Consider the following 14,694-nt stretch of genomic DNA (forward strand, 5'->3'; position numbering starts at 1 on the left):
ACCATGACAAGCAAGATGACGGATCAAAGCACACCTGACTACCTTTCGCTGCTGCGCCTCGACGGCCGAGGCTATGTCGTGCTGGGCGCTGGGCAGGGCATCGGTGAACAGACGGCCCACGCCCTCGCGCAGGCCGGGGCAAAAGTGCTGTGCGTCGACCACGACGAGGAACTGGCCCAAGCCGTTGCAGAGAATATTGGCGGGGTGGCCTGCGTGGCCGACGCAACGAAGCGCTCGGACGTCCAGCGCATCTTCGACACGGCACGCCAGCGCTTTGGCCGCGTGCACGGGGCCATCGACATCATCGGCGTCGCGGGCATCAAGCCCTTCTCGGAGGTGGACGACGCATCTTGGGACAAACAGTTCGATATCGTGGTGCGCCACGCATACCTGGCCATCCAGATCGGCGGCGAAATGATGAAGGCCGACGGTGGCGGCAGTCTCGTGTTCGTTGGCTCGCTGGCAGGCAATCGCGCGGTGCCGAACGAAACGGCCTACGCCACCTCCAAGGCAGCCCTGCATCATCTGGTGCGCTGCGCCGGCGCCGAGTACGCGCCGCACAACGTCCGCATCAACGCCGTGTCGCCGGGATTCGTCAGGACGCCCCGGCTGATCCAGCGGCTCGACGAGGCGGCATGGTCGGCCATCAGCGACGTCATCCCGCTCGGGCGTCCGGCCACGCCGGCGGAAATTGCCGGCCCGCTGCTGTTTCTGGCCTCCGACCTCAGCTCGCACATGGCCGGGGAAATCATCGAGGTCGACGGTGGCGTAGGCGTCATGGCGAAATTCCCGAAGGTCACCTTCGGCCCTCCCCCAACGCCAACGCCCTGAGCACGATGACCACCCATTCCACCAACACGATTCACCCCGCGTTGCGGGGAATCGCCGCCGCGGCATCGACGCAACCGGGCATGGCGCAGGTCAGCGCCCAGCAGTCACGTGCGCAGATGGCGGAGCGCAGCGCCGCTCGCATGCCAGGCCCCGAGATCGAGCAAGTCATCGACTACGGCATTCCGGGGCCCGGCGGCACGATTCCGCTGCGCCTGTATATCCCGTCCGATGCACCCGGCTTGACCATGGCCTTCCACGGCGGTGGCTGGCTGATGGGGAATCTGGACAGCTTCGACGCCGTGTGCCGGCATCTCGCAAGGGATTCCGGGCTGGCGGTGGTCAGCGTCGACTACCGGCTTGCACCGGAGTACCCATTCCCCGCAGCAATCGATGACGCTTGGGCCGCAACGCGCTGGATTGCGGAGCATGGTCATGCGCTCGGCCTGAAGACCTCTCGCATGGCGGTGTTCGGCGAGTCTGCAGGCGGCAACCTTGCGGCAGTTGTCTGCCTGCTCGCCCGCGACCATGCGGGGCCCGAACTGCTGGCGCAGGCCCTTGTCTATCCCGCGACCGACGCACGGCTCCAGGCAGCATCCCTGTCGGAGTACGCAGAAGGGTTCATGCAGAGCCGGGCGGACGTCTCGCACGCGTTCCACAACTACGCGCTCGACTACGGCGTGCCGCCATCTACATGGAAGCTGTCGCCACTGCTTGCCAGCACACACACTGACCTGCCGCCCGCGCTCGTCATCACCGCCGAGTGCGACGCCGTACGCGACGACGGCGAAGCCTACGCCGCCAAGCTCGCCGAAGCGGGGGTTTCTGCCACCTGCGTGCGCTATCAGGGCATGCTCCACACGTTCTACAGCATGCGCGGCCGCCTCGACGCTGCAGCGCTGGCGCAACGCCAGGTGGCCGACATGCTGAGAGGTGCGATTGCTCCGTGACGACTTATCAGGGCCGCAAGGCATGAAGTTCGGCGTCCTCGACCAGAACGATCGCAACGCCAGCGACATCTGTCTGCTACACACGCAGCGCCTCAGGATGGCCGAGCTCTACGACGAACTGGGGTTCTATTGCTATCACCTGCCGGAGCACCACGCGACCACGCACAACCCCATTCCATCGGAGCCGATCTTGCTGGCCGCTGTCGCGCAGCGGACCAGGAAATTGAGGCTATGCCCGCCCGCCTACCCTCTGCCGGCCCACCATCCACTTCGCCTCGCAGAAGAGATCTGCATGCTCGATCATCTCAGCGGCGGACGCCTCGAATTTGGAGTGGGGAGAGGTACGTCTCGACACGAGGATCTGGCCCTCGGCATCGACCCCACAACGGTCCAGGCACGGTATGTGGAAGCCTACGCCATCCTCAGGCAGTATCTCGGCAGTTACGTCGTCAACTTCGATGGCCAGGTCTGGAAATTTTCCAGCGTTCCCGTCGAACGCAAGCCACTCCAGTCATCACCACCGATGTGGTACGCGCCGGCCTCGGCGGAATCGGCAGCGTGGGCGGCCAGGGAAAACATGAACATCATGTGCGGCGGTCCGGTTCACCGTGTCAGGTCCATCACGGATCGGTTCCGCGAGGAGTTCCAGGCGCATCACGGTGACACCGCGCCCCTTCCGCTGGCCGGCGTCCATCGCTACATCGTCATGGCTGACACCGATGCAGAAGCCCTGGAAATCGGCAAGCGTGCATGGCATGCACTCCATGCGAGCTTCTATGATTCGCGGCACAAGCACGATACAAGGTCGATCCATGCAAGGCCTCCACAGGACTTCGGCGCGCTGATCGAATCCGGCATGGCGATCGCAGGATCGCCCAGTGTGGTGCGGGAACAGCTTCTCGAGCAGGCCGAGAACGGCGCATTCAACTATCTCATTGGCACCTACGTCTTCGGTGACTTGTCACTCGAGGAAGCGTCCCGCTCCGTCAGGCTGTTCTGCGACCATGTGAGACCGGCATTCGAAAACGTTGCCCTCGACCTCGTCGCATAGCGGCCAACTGGCCCTGCCTTGGTATGGAAGCCAATGGCTTCCTGCCATGCGACGGCGTGGCGTCCTTGGCCATGCCTAATCGCGGGCGTCCATCCATTTCGCAAGCAAGGCCTTGCCGGCTCGCGCACTATTGGCGCGGCCGATGACCGTCGAAATGAAGTCCCCGGCACGCACAACCGCATCGAGATCGATGCCGGTGTGCATGCCCATGCCATGCAACATGTACAACACATCCTCTGTCGCGACATTACCCGTCGCCCCCTTTGCATAGGGGCATCCGCCTAGCCCGGCTACCGAAGCATGGAAGATTCGAATCCCAACCTCCAGGCTCGCGAGGATGTTTGCCAGGGCCTGGCCATAGGTATCATGAAAATGACCCGACAAGCCTTCCACCGGAAACGCATTTGCCGCGGCCCGCATGACTGCCTGAACCTTCGATGGCGTACCGACACCTATCGTGTCCGCAATATCGATCTCATCGCAGCCGAGCCCTCGCAAGCGCTCCACGACATCGACCACCGCCGAAACACTAACCTCTCCCTGGTACGGGCAACCGAGGGCGCAGGAGATGCTGCCGCGCAGCCGCAATCCTGCCGCCTTCGCCGCAGCGGCAACCGGCTCGAAGCGGGCAATGGATTCCGCGATCGAGCAGTTGATATTCTTCTGCGAGAACGCTTCGCTGGCAGCGCCGAAGATCACGACCTCGTCCGCAGCCGCGGCGATCGCACCTTCGAAGCCTTTCATATTCGGCGTCAGCACCGAGTACAGCGTACCCGGATGTCGTAGAACGCCGGCCATCACCGCCGCCCCGTCGGCCATTTGAGGCACCCACCTGGGTGACACGAACGATGCAGTCTCGACGTTAGCCATCCCCGCCGTAGCCAGCCTGTTGACAAGCTCGATCTTGATGTCCGTGGCCAGGATGGCCTTCTCATTTTGCAGTCCGTCGCGAGGACCGACCTCGACGATCTTCACATGGTCCCGCACGATAGTTTCCTTTCCTGATGTCATCCCTGCCCTCCTGATTCCACGTCGATGCTCAGCAACTGGGCGCCTTCCGACACCTGCTCGCCCACGCCGTAGAGCACCTCGCTGACCACGCCATCGGCCGGTGCCGCGATGGTGTGCTCCATCTTCATGGCCTCCATCACCAGCAGCGGCGTGCCGCGCGTGACGCACGCGCCCGGCTCCACCATCACGGCAATCACCTTGCCCGGCATCGGCGCGGTCAGCTTGCCGCCCTCGCCCTCGGCCTCGCCGGCGTGCGACAGCGGGTCCAGCCATCCCAGCACCGTGTGACGGCCCGCATGGAACACGTGGAAGGTATCGCCCTCCAGGTGCACCTGGCCGAGGGTGCGGCGCGTGCCAAGGTCCACGCGGATGTCGTCGGCGTTAAAGGTATAGGCGAACGGCGCCGCCTGCTCGGCGTAGATGAGCGTATCGCGGCGCCGGTCCGGCACCTCGCGCGCATCGCCCTTGAGCACCACTTCCAGCTTGTGGCCCGCGCCTTCGAAATACAGCGTGCGCACGTCGCGCGCGTTCAGGCGCCAGCCGCCCGCATGCGTCCACGGCGAATGGCGATCGGCCTCGTCCACGCGGCGCTCGCGCGCCTCGCGTTCCAGCAGCGCCGCCACGGCCAGCGCGATGACCTCGATACCCACCGACCTCTGCGGTGGGAACAGCACGGCCTGGTTGCGTTCGATCAGGCCCGTATCGAGGTCCGCCGTGCGGAACGCCTCGGACTTGACCAGCCGCTGCAGGAACGCCACGTTGGTGGAAAGCCCCACGACGTGGTAGTTCGCCAGCGCCTGTGCCATGCGCGACAGCGCTTCGTCACGGTCGCGGCCCCAGACGATCAGCTTGGCGATCATCGGGTCGTAGAACGGGCTGATCGTGTCGCCCTCGCGCACGCCCGCGTCGATCCGCACACCCGCCGGCCCATGGGCATCTCCGCCGCGCATGAACTGCACGGCCGGCGGCGTGCGCAGGAAGTGCAGCGTGCCCGTCGACGGCAGGAAGCCCTTCTCCGGATTCTCGGCGTAGATGCGCGCTTCCAGCGCGTGGCCGTCGATCTTCAGTTGGTCCTGCGCCAGCGGCAGCGGCTCGCCAGCAGCTACACGCAGTTGCCATTCGACCAGGTCCTGCCCGGTGATCATCTCGGTGACCGGGTGCTCCACCTGCAGGCGCGTGTTCATCTCCATGAAGTAGAACGAGCCGTCCTGGTTGGCGATGAACTCCACGGTGCCGGCGCCCACGTAGCCCACGGCGCGCGCGGCGGCCACGGCGGCCTCGCCCATCGCGCGGCGGCGTTCCTCGGTCATGCCCGGCGCGGGGGCTTCCTCCAGCACCTTCTGGTGCCGGCGCTGCACCGAGCAGTCGCGCTCGAACAGGTAGACGCAGTTGCCGTGGGTGTCGGCAAACACCTGGATCTCGATATGGCGCGGACGCGTGAGGTACTTCTCGACGAGCACCTTGTCGTCGCCGAAGCTGGCCGATGCCTCGCGCTTGACCGATGCCAGCGCGGCCTCGAAGCCGTCGCCCGCCTCCACCACGCGCATGCCCTTGCCGCCGCCACCGGCGCTGGCCTTGAGCAGCACCGGATAGCCAATGCGGTCCGCCTCGCGGCGCAGCAATACCGCTTCCTGGTCCTCGCCGTGATAGCCGGGCACCAGCGGCACGGCGGCCTTTTCCATCAGTTGCTTGGCCGCGCTCTTGCTGCCCATCGCATGAATGGCCGACGCGGGCGGGCCGATAAAGACGAGTCCGGCCTCGGCGCAGGCGCGCGCGAAGTCCTCGTTCTCGGACAGGAAGCCGTAGCCCGGGTGGATGGCCTGGGCGCCGGTTTCCTTCGCCATCTCGATGATGTGGTCCGCGCGCAGATAGCTGTCGCGCGCGGCCGGGCCGCCGATATGCACGGCCTCGTCGCAGAACGCGACGTGCCGCGCATCGGCATCGGCGTCCGAATAGACTGCCACCGTACGAATGCCCAGCCGGCGGCACGTGGCCGCCACACGGCAGGCAATCTCGCCACGGTTGGCGATCAGGATCTTGTTGAACATGGTGATTGCCCTTCTCACATGCGGAACACGCCAAACTTCATGTCGCCGATCGGCGCATTGAGGCTGGCGGACAAACCAAGGCCCAGTACGGTACGCGTTTGCGCGGGGTCGATCACGCCATCGTCCCACAGCCGCGCGCTCGCATAGTACGGATGGCCCTGGCGTTCATACTGGTCGCGAATCGGTGACTTGAATGCCTCCTCTTCGTCGGCACTCCATTGGCCGCCCTTGCCCTCGATGCCGTCGCGGCGCACCGTGGCCAGCACGCTGGCTGCCTGCTCGCCACCCATCACCGAGATCCGCGCGTTCGGCCACATCCACAGGAAGCGCGGCGAATACGCGCGGCCGCACATGCCGTAGTTGCCGGCCCCGAACGAACCGCCGATGATCACCGTGAACTTGGGCACCTGCGCCGTCGCCACGGCCGTCACCATCTTGGCGCCGTTGCGCGCAATACCTTCGTTCTCGTACTTGCGGCCCACCATGAAGCCGGTGATGTTCTGCAGGAACACCAGCGGAATCTTGCGCTGGCAGCACAGCTCGATAAAGTGCGCGCCCTTCAGCGCCGATTCCGAGAACAGAATGCCGTTGTTGGCAATGATGCCTACCGGGTAGCCCCAGATCCGCGCGAATCCGCACACCAGCGTGGAGCCGTAGCGCGCCTTGAATTCATCGAACTCGGAACCGTCGACAATGCGTGCGATCACCTCGCGTACGTCATACGGCTTGCGCGTATCGGTGGGAATCACGCCATACAGTTCTTCCACCGGATACAGCGGCTCCTGTGGTTCGTGCAAGCGGATCTGGTCGGGCTTGCGACGGTTCAGGTGCTGCACGATATTGCGCGCCAGACTGAGCGCATGATGGTCGTTCTGCGCGAAGTAGTCGGCCACGCCCGACAGGCGCGTATGCACATCGGCACCGCCCAGGTCCTCGGCGCTGACTTCCTCGCCGGTCGCCGCCTTTACCAGCGGTGGGCCGCCCAGAAAGATCGTGCCCTGGTTCTTGACGATGATCGACTCGTCGCTCATCGCCGGCACATAGGCGCCACCGGCGGTACACGAACCCATCACCACGGCGATCTGCGGAATGCCGCGCGCCGACAGGTTGGCCTGGTTGTAGAAGATGCGGCCGAAGTGGTCGCGATCAGGAAACACATCGTCCTGGTTCGGCAGGTTCGCGCCACCCGAATCCACCAGGTAGATGCACGGCAGGTTGTTCTGCTCGGCAATCTCTTGCGCGCGCACATGCTTCTTGACCGTCAACGGGTAGTAGGTACCACCCTTGACCGTGGCGTCGTTGCAGACGATCACGCACTCCTGCCCGGCCACGCGTCCGATACCGGTGATGATGCCCGCGCCGGGGGCCGCATCGTCATACATCTCGTATGCGGCCAGTTGCGACAGTTCCAGGAAAGGCGTGCCCGGATCCAGCAATTGCTGCACGCGCTCGCGCGGCAGCAGCTTGCCGCGCGACAGGTGCTTGTTGCGTGCGTCCTCGCCACCGCCTTCGGCCAGCTTCGCGATCTTCTGCCGGAGGTCGTCCACCAGCGACTGCATCGTCTGCGCATTGGCCTTGAACGATTCCGAGCGTGCGTTCAGTTTGGTTTCAAGTATCGACATGGATGGTCTACGCTGTCTTGTTTTCGCCGAGATTCAACTCGCGCACCATCGTCTCTCGCATCGCGAACTTCTGCACCTTTCCTGTGATCGTCATGGGCATTTCATCGACGAATCGGATATAGCGCGGGATCTTGTAGTGCGCGATCTGGTCGCGACAGAATTCGCGGATGTCGACTTCCGTCGCCGTCTCGCCTGGCCTGAGCACAATCCAGGCGCAGATCTCCTCTCCGTATTTGGGGTCCGGCACACCAAAAACCTGTACCGATTGAACCTTGGGATGCCGGAACAGGAACTCTTCGATCTCCCGCGGGTAGACGTTCTCGCCACCGCGAATGAGCATGTCCTTGACCCGCCCGACAATATTGCAGTAGCCCTCGGCATCGATCGTCGCCAGGTCACCTGTGTGCATCCAGCCGTCGCGGATCGACTCCCTGGTGCGCTGTTCGTCCTCCCAATAGCCAAGCATGACCGAGTAGCCGCGAATACACAGTTCGCCTGTCGCGCCTACTTCGACGGTATGCCCGTCCGTATCGACGATCTTGCACTCCAGGTGCGGCTGCACGCGTCCGACCGTGGCGACACGCCGCACGAGCGGGTCATCGGCTGCACTCTGGAACGACACCGGGCTCGTCTCGGTCATGCCGTACGCAATCGTGACTTCCTGCATGTTCATGTCAGCGACAACACGCTTCATGATTTCAATGGGACACGGTGCGCCCGCCATGATCCCTGTACGCAGGGTTGAGAAGTCGAAGTCCCGGAACTGGGGGTGATCCAACTGCGCAATGAACATCGTCGGTACGCCATGTACCGCCGTGCAACGCTCTTCGCTGATGGCCGCCATGGTGGCAAGAGGATCGAACGCTTCGCCGGGAAACACCATGCAGGCACCCGTGCCGGCGCACACCAGCGCGGACATGACCATGCCAAAGCAGTGATATAGCGGTACGGGGACGCACAACCGATCCGTCTCCGCGAAGTTCATGGCCGCGCCGACGTAACGCGCATTGTTGACGACGTTCCGATGCGTCAGCGTTGCGCCCTTCGGGGCGCCAGTGGTACCACTTGTGAACTGGATGTTGATCGGGTCGTGCGAGTCCAGCGCCTCGGACATGGCATCGATTTGCCCGATGCTCACGCCGTTGCCGCGCTCGGCCAGCTCCCGGCACGTCAGCATGCCCGGCGTCGGGGTATCTTCCATGCGGATCACCCAACGCAATGCTGGCAATCGCGCTGCCTTGAGTTGCCCGGGTACAGACTTCGACAACTCAGGCGCAAGACTTTGCAGCATGTCCAGATAGCGCGACGACTTGAAGGCTTCCGGCGCCACGATTGCCACACAGGCCACCTTGTTCAAGGCGTACTCGAGTTCGGCAACCCGGTAAGCAGGATTGATGTTGACCAGAACCAGTCCAAGCCTGGCCGTTGCGAACTGCGTCACTACCCATTCGACGCGATTCGGTGACCAGATGCCGATGCGCTCCCCTCTGCGCAAGCCGATCGCGTGCAGGCCCGCCGCCATGGCATCCACCGCAGCGGAAAACTCTTCCCAGCTCCAGCGGATGCCCTGCTCGCGGAACACAACCGCGAGGCGCTGCCCGTGGCGCGCGACTGTTTGCGCCAGAAGGGCAGGAATAGTTTGCTCGCTAAGGGGCAACGTACTGTCGCCTTGAACGTGGGACAACCTGGCAAGGGGCACAGTGGCTTGCTTCTCGGGTGGCATCGTCATACTCGTCTCCAGAACGCGGCGGGCGAGCTGCTTGCGCTCGATCCCTGAACTTTGATGCGAATATATTATCCGAACGTAAAGTTTTGTGCAGAGCGATAAGCGAGTGCGATGTCGGCGCAATCGCCCAATATGGCGAGTTGCGTACAATGGCCCGCGCCGAGGCTTGACGAAGCAAGATTCGGCACACAGAATAGGTTCCTTCCAAGGAAGATAAAAATGGGTTCCGCAGCCGCCAAGCAGACTTCCACGGTTCGATCGCGCAAGAAGCCGGCATCTCCAACTCAGACAGATTCGGAGCGACGCCCCCGCGCGCATGGCAGCAGCCATATCGATCTCATCACGCTGCAGTGGCAGCATGAGCGAAAGGACCTGGACCTCTCGAACTTCCTGCTCGCGATTTACTTCATGCGGTTAGGGACGCTGGTTGAGCGGTCATTCGACCGCATGTGCCAGCGGGACTGGGGTATCAAGGGTTCCGACATGCGCGTGCTGCTGGCATTGCGCCGGGGCGGCCCGCCATATGCCAAGCGCCCCACGGACCTCTACCGGGCGTTGATCGTCACGTCGGGGGCGATCACCAAGAAGATCGATCGCCTCGCCAGCCTTGGCATGGTCGAACGCAAGATCGACCCTGGGCACGCCGGTGGCTTTATCGTTCATCTTACGAAGAAGGGGCTCGAAACCGTCGAGCAAGCGGTGGAGAAGCTTGCCAACGAGTCTTCCATTGCGCCGGCGATGGCGCATTTTTCTGAAGATGAACGGTTGGCAGGCAATGACTTCTGCCTGCGAACGTTGGGCCTGATGGAGGAGTTTGTACTTCCTGGCCTGGAAGATGATGAGGACGCCCACACCTCGCGGTCCGCATCGTCGAACAATTCCCGACGCACCTCCCGCAGCCGTTGAGCATCCAGCGGGTGATGCTGTTCGCCCATCCAAAAAAGCAGCACATGCAAAGAGTCCGAGGTTGCATGTGCTGCGTCCCAACAACCAGCAGACCTGCGCGCAAGCGAGCGCTGAATCCAGCGCAGGCATAGCGTATCACTGTATTTTCCAACCGTAAAATTTATAGCGAAGTCCATGGCGGAATGTTAGCGACGGTCTTGCCCTGCCAGGTGGCTCCATCTCCCCTTATATAATGCGGCGGAGCCTTGGGAGTAAGAATGGTCCGGAGTACGGAATCAAGACAGCAGACGGCCAGAACAGGCCGCCGCCCGCCAGAACTGCAGCGTGCGGAACAGGCACGGGCGCAGGAAACGCGAACGACAATCCTGGACGCGGCGCTAACCGAGTTCGCATCGAAGGGATTCGAGGCGGCAAGCATTCGCAGCATTGCGGATCGGATCGGCGTGCAGCATCCGCTGATCACCTACCACTACCGCACCAAGGACATCCTCTGGGAGGCGGTGGCCGTTCATGCGTTCGACCATATTCGCCATGAGTGGGAAGGCTACCTAGCGGACCCACCGCCTGTCACCGCCGTGGAGCAGGTCAAGTTGATGTACCGGGCCCTGTTCCGGTTCACCGTTGCCTTTCCTGAGCTTCATCACTTCATGCTCCGCGAGATCATCGACTACAGCCCCAGGCTCCAGTGGCTGGCCGATACGATCCTTCGCCCGTTGATCGACCGGATGCTGCCGCAGATCCGTGAGGCCCAGACTGCCGGAGATCTGCCCATGGTGGATCCTGTTTTGCTTCACTACATGATGATCAGCATGACCTCGACACTATCCACATTCGGAGCGGAAATGCGGGCAACAAGCAATGTCTCGGCTTCGGAACCCGACTTGGCCAACGCGTTCTGGGATACCGTCGAAGTATTGGTATTTGGGGGCCGACAACGCGTTGGACGCAACGCCGGAAGTTCCGCAGGGAAGCGATTCCCGCGCAAGTAATCTGCCGGGTCCTGACCATTCGCTCCGCGCAAATCTTATTCGCGACGGCCAGCCTTCCGCGAGCAACGGCACGAATACCGTCACGCCCCGAATACAGCAGGCCATTCGTGCCCAAAGACGGCGCTCTTCGCTACGATTTCAGCCGTTCGCGGTGGGTTTGCGAACGGCCATGGTTCGCACGTCATAAACGTGCTGTTGCTGCTGGTGTCGGCGTCCATCACAAGCCGCATGCTGCCAAACCTGCGAACCCGTTGTCGTTTTCGCCCGCGACCGGGGGTGCCTGCGAGCGTACCAAGTTGACTCGGGCAACACAGCCGGCAGGGTAGCGGTGACAGGCCTCACCGCTTGATTCCAGTAGCATCTAGCGCGAAATCCCTAAGCAACGTCTCACGGCTAGCGTCGAGTATCTCTTGTGCAAACGCTGGATCGGCGTTTGCGACGGCCCGCGACAGGATGAGCGCACCAACCATTTCGCAATAGAAGGCGATGGCCTCCCGTCGCGAGGTAGCGCCATCCGGATCGCCGGCGCCCTGGTCCTCCATGAGTCCCGTAACGGTGTCGAACATCGTTTGCAGGCCGCTAGCGAAGTGCTTCTGGGCTTCGTCGCCAAGTCGGCGTACGTCCGCAGTCAGGCCAGCTATCGCGCAACCGTGCTCGATATCGCTGCAATGTGCGCCGGACAGATAGAAGTCGACCTGTCGCCGCAGGCGGTTGCCGCCCGATTCGATCGGTGCGGCAATCGCTTCCTTCAGTTCGTGATTGGCCTTGTCCATCGCGGTTGCCACCACCGCGGCCGCCAACGCCTCTTTCGATTCGAAGTGGTTATAGAAGCCGCCCTGGGTGAATCCCGCGGCTTTCATTAGCGCGCTCAACCCCACACCATCGATTCCATGTGCACGGAACAGCTTTTCCGACGCCTCGATGATCGAGCGCCGGTTCTCTACCGCCTGCTGTTTTGAGACACCCATTGCTCATGCTCCTGCCGTTGTCGGTGCGATTATAGCCGCCTAACGAAAGACAATGGTGAACGACCTTGACTTTTCCTGGCGCATCACCAAAACTCGATGTCAATCACCATCGTGTTTAAGCGCACTTAGCTCGCAGGAATACTCATGCCAATTGAAAGTCACCAGCCATTGCTCAAGCCGATCCGGCTTGGAGTCCTGGATTTACCAAACCGCGTTGTCATGGCACCGCTGACGCGCATGCGGGCAGCGAATCCCGACCTTGCCCCTACCTTTTTGCATGCGGACTACTATGCACAACGAGCCTCGGCGGGCCTGATCATCAGCGAAGGCATCTTCGTGAGCCCAGAGGCAGTCGGTTGGGCGAATGTGCCGGGCCTCTGGAGCGAGGCCCAAGTGCGAGGCTGGCGCGTAGTGACGGACGCCGTACACCGCGCCGGCGGCCGGATCGTCGCCCAACTCTGGCACACGGGCTCGCTAGGTCATCCCGACTTTCAGGCAGGCAAGGCGCCGCTTTCGGCTTCGGCAGTCAACCCTGAGCAGCAAAGCGTGACGGCAACCGGCCATCAGGACACCGTGGTGCCGCGCCCCATGGAGCGGAACGATATCCGTCGCACGGTTGCCGACTTTGGTCGCGCCGCGCGCAATGCCATCGCGGCCGGCTTCGACGGCGTGCAGATTCAGGGCGGCTATCACTACCTGTTCAACCAGTTCCTCAACATCCGCACCAATCTGCGCACCGACGAATACGGTGGCTCGACAGAAAACCGTGCTCGCTTCCTGTTCGAGGTCGTGGAAACAGTGGTCGAGGCAGTTGGTGCACACCGAACCGGCATCAAGACGGGGCCAGCGACGTCCGAGACAGGGGCGTTCGTTTCCACCGACGAAACACTCGCCACATCGGAATACGTAATCGGTCGACTCAACGATTTTTCGCTCTCCCATCTCTTGCTGATGGGTGGCATGACCGACTTGTCAGCAACCCCGCTGACCACGCTGGCGGGCGATGGCATGTTCCGGTATTTCCGCGACCTGTACGCCGGCACCATCATTGCGAACGTCGATTTCGACCGCGCACGTGCTAACCGGCTAATTGACGCAGGACTGGCCGACATGGTCGCTTTTGGCCGTCCATTCATTGCAAACCCGGATCTGCCAACACGCATCGCACTCGATGCACCGCTTGCCGACATCAACTGGCCACAGGTCTACGGCTCCACGTCCGAAGGCTATACCGACTATCCCACGCTCCAACCAGTCGCTGCGTAACGCGCCACCCCCTCATCTCAGGAAATCCACATGACCAGCCTCACCGAAGCCGCCAACAAGACCCTTGTGCTCGACGCATTCGACGCGCTTTTCAACCAACGTGACTATGCGGCTGCGGAGCGCTTCTGGTCACCAGACTACATCCAGCACAGCGCGCATATCGCACCGGGGCGCAATGGCCTGTTCGACCTGATCAAGACCCTGCCCGCAACCTTGCGATACGAGCCGGGTGTGATCGTGGCAAACGGCGACTACGTGATTGTTCACGGACGCTTTTCTGGGCATGGGCGTCCCGCCGCCTGGATCGCGGCCGACATTCTGCGCATCGCGGACGGCGTGCTCGCCGAGCATTGGGACGTTCTGCAGGACGAAGCCACCGAGGCCGAATCGAAAAGCGGCTTGCCGATGTTCGGAAGCACCTTTCCGGCCTAACTCAAAACCAGTAGACCCATCGAATCCATCATGAAACTCACGGGCAACACCATCTTCATCACCGGCGGCGGCTCCGGAATCGGCCGCGGTCTCGCGGAGGCACTCCACAAGCTCGGCAACCAGGTCATCATCTCCGGTCGCCGAGCTGAGCGGCTACAGGCGACGATCGACGCGAATCCGGGCATGCGAGCCGTTTCGCTCGACATCACTGATCCGCTCGATATCGAGTCTGTCGCCGCGAAGCTGATCGCCGACTATCCCGGGCTGAACGTGCTGATCAATAACGCCGGCATCATGCACCCCGATGGAGCTGAGGGCCCCGTCAGCGATGCCCTGCTAACCGCAACGGTTGAGACAAACCTGCTCGGCCCGATACGCATGACGTCGGCGCTTATCGAACACCTGAGGACACGCGACGACGCCGTCATCGCTAATGTCACATCGGTTCTTGGTTTCGTACCGCTGGCACTCACCGCGGTGTACAGCGCCACCAAGGCGGCGCTGCATTCCTACACACTTTCGCAACGTTACTTGCTCCGGAACACCAAGGTCTCGGTCGTCGAGATCGCGCCACCATGGGTCCGCACCGAGTTGATGAACAGCAGCGAGGAAGCCCGCGCGATGCCGCTCGACGTATTCATCGCAGGCGCGATCGAACAGTTGGCCACGGATGTGAACGAAATATTGGTGGGGCCGGCGGTGGACATGCGCGCCAATCCTGGGCCAAACGAGCACGCCTGGGTCAACGCGTTCAACGACACGATGGTAGCCGGTTGACCGCAGGATAGCCGGGCGGGCGAAAGGCGGACCGCATTGCATCGCCTGACGCCTATCGATCCATTTGCATTTTCTCTACCGTGCGCCACGCGGCTCGCACGCGAACCACATCACCTTTTA

At 62.6% G+C, this 14,694-nt stretch carries 13 protein-coding genes; 8 read left to right on the top strand and 5 right to left on the bottom strand.

Features of this window, described 5'->3' with window-relative positions; translation table 11 throughout:
* Positions 1–3: 3 nt before the first annotated feature.
* The 3 genes from ACO550_RS04440 to ACO550_RS04450 are packed head-to-tail and all read left to right on the top strand — an operon-like array spanning position 4 to position 2,829.
* A complete protein-coding gene (locus ACO550_RS04440) occupies positions 4–831 on the top strand; it encodes an SDR family oxidoreductase (protein WP_315591723.1) in 828 nt (275 codons plus the stop codon).
* Positions 832–836: 5 nt separating this feature from the next.
* The gene (locus ACO550_RS04445) at positions 837–1,778 is read left to right on the top strand and encodes an alpha/beta hydrolase fold domain-containing protein (RefSeq protein ID WP_315591724.1); all 942 of its coding nucleotides are present in this window, start codon (positions 837–839) and stop codon (positions 1,776–1,778) included.
* A gap of 22 nt (positions 1,779–1,800) precedes the next feature.
* Positions 1,801–2,829 (top strand): LLM class flavin-dependent oxidoreductase, encoded by a 1,029-nt coding sequence (locus ACO550_RS04450; protein WP_485994252.1) that lies wholly within the window; start codon positions 1,801–1,803, stop codon positions 2,827–2,829.
* Between the two features lie 75 nt (positions 2,830–2,904).
* Here the strand turns inward: ACO550_RS04450 and ACO550_RS04455 are convergent, their stop codons facing one another.
* Genes ACO550_RS04455 through ACO550_RS04470 form a run of 4 tightly spaced genes read right to left on the bottom strand, consistent with a single transcriptional unit; the run spans position 2,905 to position 9,239 of the window.
* On the bottom strand, positions 2,905–3,840 hold the full coding sequence (locus tag ACO550_RS04455) for a hydroxymethylglutaryl-CoA lyase (RefSeq protein ID WP_485994254.1): 936 nt from the start codon (positions 3,838–3,840) through the stop codon (positions 2,905–2,907).
* A complete protein-coding gene (locus ACO550_RS04460; protein WP_315591726.1) occupies positions 3,837–5,888 on the bottom strand; it encodes an acetyl/propionyl/methylcrotonyl-CoA carboxylase subunit alpha in 2,052 nt (683 codons plus the stop codon). Before ACO550_RS04460 ends, ACO550_RS04455 begins: the two co-directional genes overlap by 4 nt.
* A gap of 14 nt (positions 5,889–5,902) precedes the next feature.
* Complete coding sequence (locus ACO550_RS04465) at positions 5,903–7,510, bottom strand: carboxyl transferase domain-containing protein (protein WP_315591727.1); 1,608 nt, start codon at positions 7,508–7,510, stop codon at positions 5,903–5,905.
* 7 nt (positions 7,511–7,517) lie between these two features.
* Positions 7,518–9,239: an AMP-binding protein gene (locus ACO550_RS04470; protein ID WP_315591928.1), complete on the bottom strand. Its 1,722-nt coding sequence runs from the start codon at positions 9,237–9,239 to the stop codon at positions 7,518–7,520.
* Between the two features lie 216 nt (positions 9,240–9,455).
* On the opposite strand from ACO550_RS04470, the gene ACO550_RS04475 reads away from it, so the two are divergent.
* Together ACO550_RS04475 and ACO550_RS04480 are read left to right on the top strand one after the other, a co-directional pair.
* Positions 9,456–10,142, top strand: a complete 687-nt coding sequence (locus ACO550_RS04475; RefSeq protein WP_315591728.1) for a MarR family transcriptional regulator — start codon at positions 9,456–9,458, stop codon at positions 10,140–10,142.
* A 257-nt stretch (positions 10,143–10,399) separates the two neighbouring features.
* The gene (locus ACO550_RS04480; RefSeq protein ID WP_315591729.1) at positions 10,400–11,131 is read left to right on the top strand and encodes a TetR family transcriptional regulator; all 732 of its coding nucleotides are present in this window, start codon (positions 10,400–10,402) and stop codon (positions 11,129–11,131) included.
* A gap of 338 nt (positions 11,132–11,469) precedes the next feature.
* Here ACO550_RS04480 and ACO550_RS04485 read toward each other — a convergent pair whose 3' ends face one another.
* Complete coding sequence (locus ACO550_RS04485; protein WP_315591730.1) at positions 11,470–12,099, bottom strand: TetR family transcriptional regulator; 630 nt, start codon at positions 12,097–12,099, stop codon at positions 11,470–11,472.
* Positions 12,100–12,243: 144 nt separating this feature from the next.
* Between ACO550_RS04485 and ACO550_RS04490 the strand changes: the two genes are divergently transcribed.
* Genes ACO550_RS04490 through ACO550_RS04500 form a run of 3 tightly spaced genes read left to right on the top strand, consistent with a single transcriptional unit; the run spans position 12,244 to position 14,574 of the window.
* Positions 12,244–13,365 (top strand): oxidoreductase, encoded by a 1,122-nt coding sequence (locus ACO550_RS04490; protein WP_315591731.1) that lies wholly within the window; start codon positions 12,244–12,246, stop codon positions 13,363–13,365.
* Positions 13,366–13,395: 30 nt separating this feature from the next.
* On the top strand, positions 13,396–13,797 hold the full coding sequence (locus ACO550_RS04495; RefSeq protein ID WP_315591732.1) for a nuclear transport factor 2 family protein: 402 nt from the start codon (positions 13,396–13,398) through the stop codon (positions 13,795–13,797).
* 30 nt (positions 13,798–13,827) lie between these two features.
* Positions 13,828–14,574, top strand: a complete 747-nt coding sequence (locus ACO550_RS04500) for an SDR family oxidoreductase (protein WP_315591733.1) — start codon at positions 13,828–13,830, stop codon at positions 14,572–14,574.
* The last annotated feature ends 120 nt before the right edge of the window (positions 14,575–14,694 follow it).

The sequence above is a fragment of the Cupriavidus sp. genome, assembly GCF_057315035.1.

Bases quoted from the DNA above. Each gene is read 5' to 3' on its own strand.
- ACO550_RS04480 (WP_315591729.1), top strand. From the start codon at position 10,400: ATGGTCCGGAGTACGGAATCAAGACAGCAGACGGCCAGAACAGGCCGC.
- ACO550_RS04500 (WP_315591733.1), top strand. From the start codon at position 13,828: ATGAAACTCACGGGCAACACCATCTTCATCACCGGCGGCGGCTCCGGA.
- ACO550_RS04450 (WP_485994252.1), top strand. From the start codon at position 1,801: ATGAAGTTCGGCGTCCTCGACCAGAACGATCGCAACGCCAGCGACATC.
- ACO550_RS04460 (WP_315591726.1), bottom strand. From the start codon at position 5,888: ATGTTCAACAAGATCCTGATCGCCAACCGTGGCGAGATTGCCTGCCGT.
- ACO550_RS04475 (WP_315591728.1), top strand. From the start codon at position 9,456: ATGGGTTCCGCAGCCGCCAAGCAGACTTCCACGGTTCGATCGCGCAAG.
- ACO550_RS04455 (WP_485994254.1), bottom strand. From the start codon at position 3,840: ATGACATCAGGAAAGGAAACTATCGTGCGGGACCATGTGAAGATCGTC.
- ACO550_RS04495 (WP_315591732.1), top strand. From the start codon at position 13,396: ATGACCAGCCTCACCGAAGCCGCCAACAAGACCCTTGTGCTCGACGCA.
- ACO550_RS04490 (WP_315591731.1), top strand. From the start codon at position 12,244: ATGCCAATTGAAAGTCACCAGCCATTGCTCAAGCCGATCCGGCTTGGA.
- ACO550_RS04485 (WP_315591730.1), bottom strand. From the start codon at position 12,099: ATGGGTGTCTCAAAACAGCAGGCGGTAGAGAACCGGCGCTCGATCATC.
- ACO550_RS04440 (WP_315591723.1), top strand. From the start codon at position 4: ATGACAAGCAAGATGACGGATCAAAGCACACCTGACTACCTTTCGCTG.
- ACO550_RS04465 (WP_315591727.1), bottom strand. From the start codon at position 7,510: ATGTCGATACTTGAAACCAAACTGAACGCACGCTCGGAATCGTTCAAG.
- ACO550_RS04445 (WP_315591724.1), top strand. From the start codon at position 837: ATGACCACCCATTCCACCAACACGATTCACCCCGCGTTGCGGGGAATC.
- ACO550_RS04470 (WP_315591928.1), bottom strand. From the start codon at position 9,239: ATGACGATGCCACCCGAGAAGCAAGCCACTGTGCCCCTTGCCAGGTTG.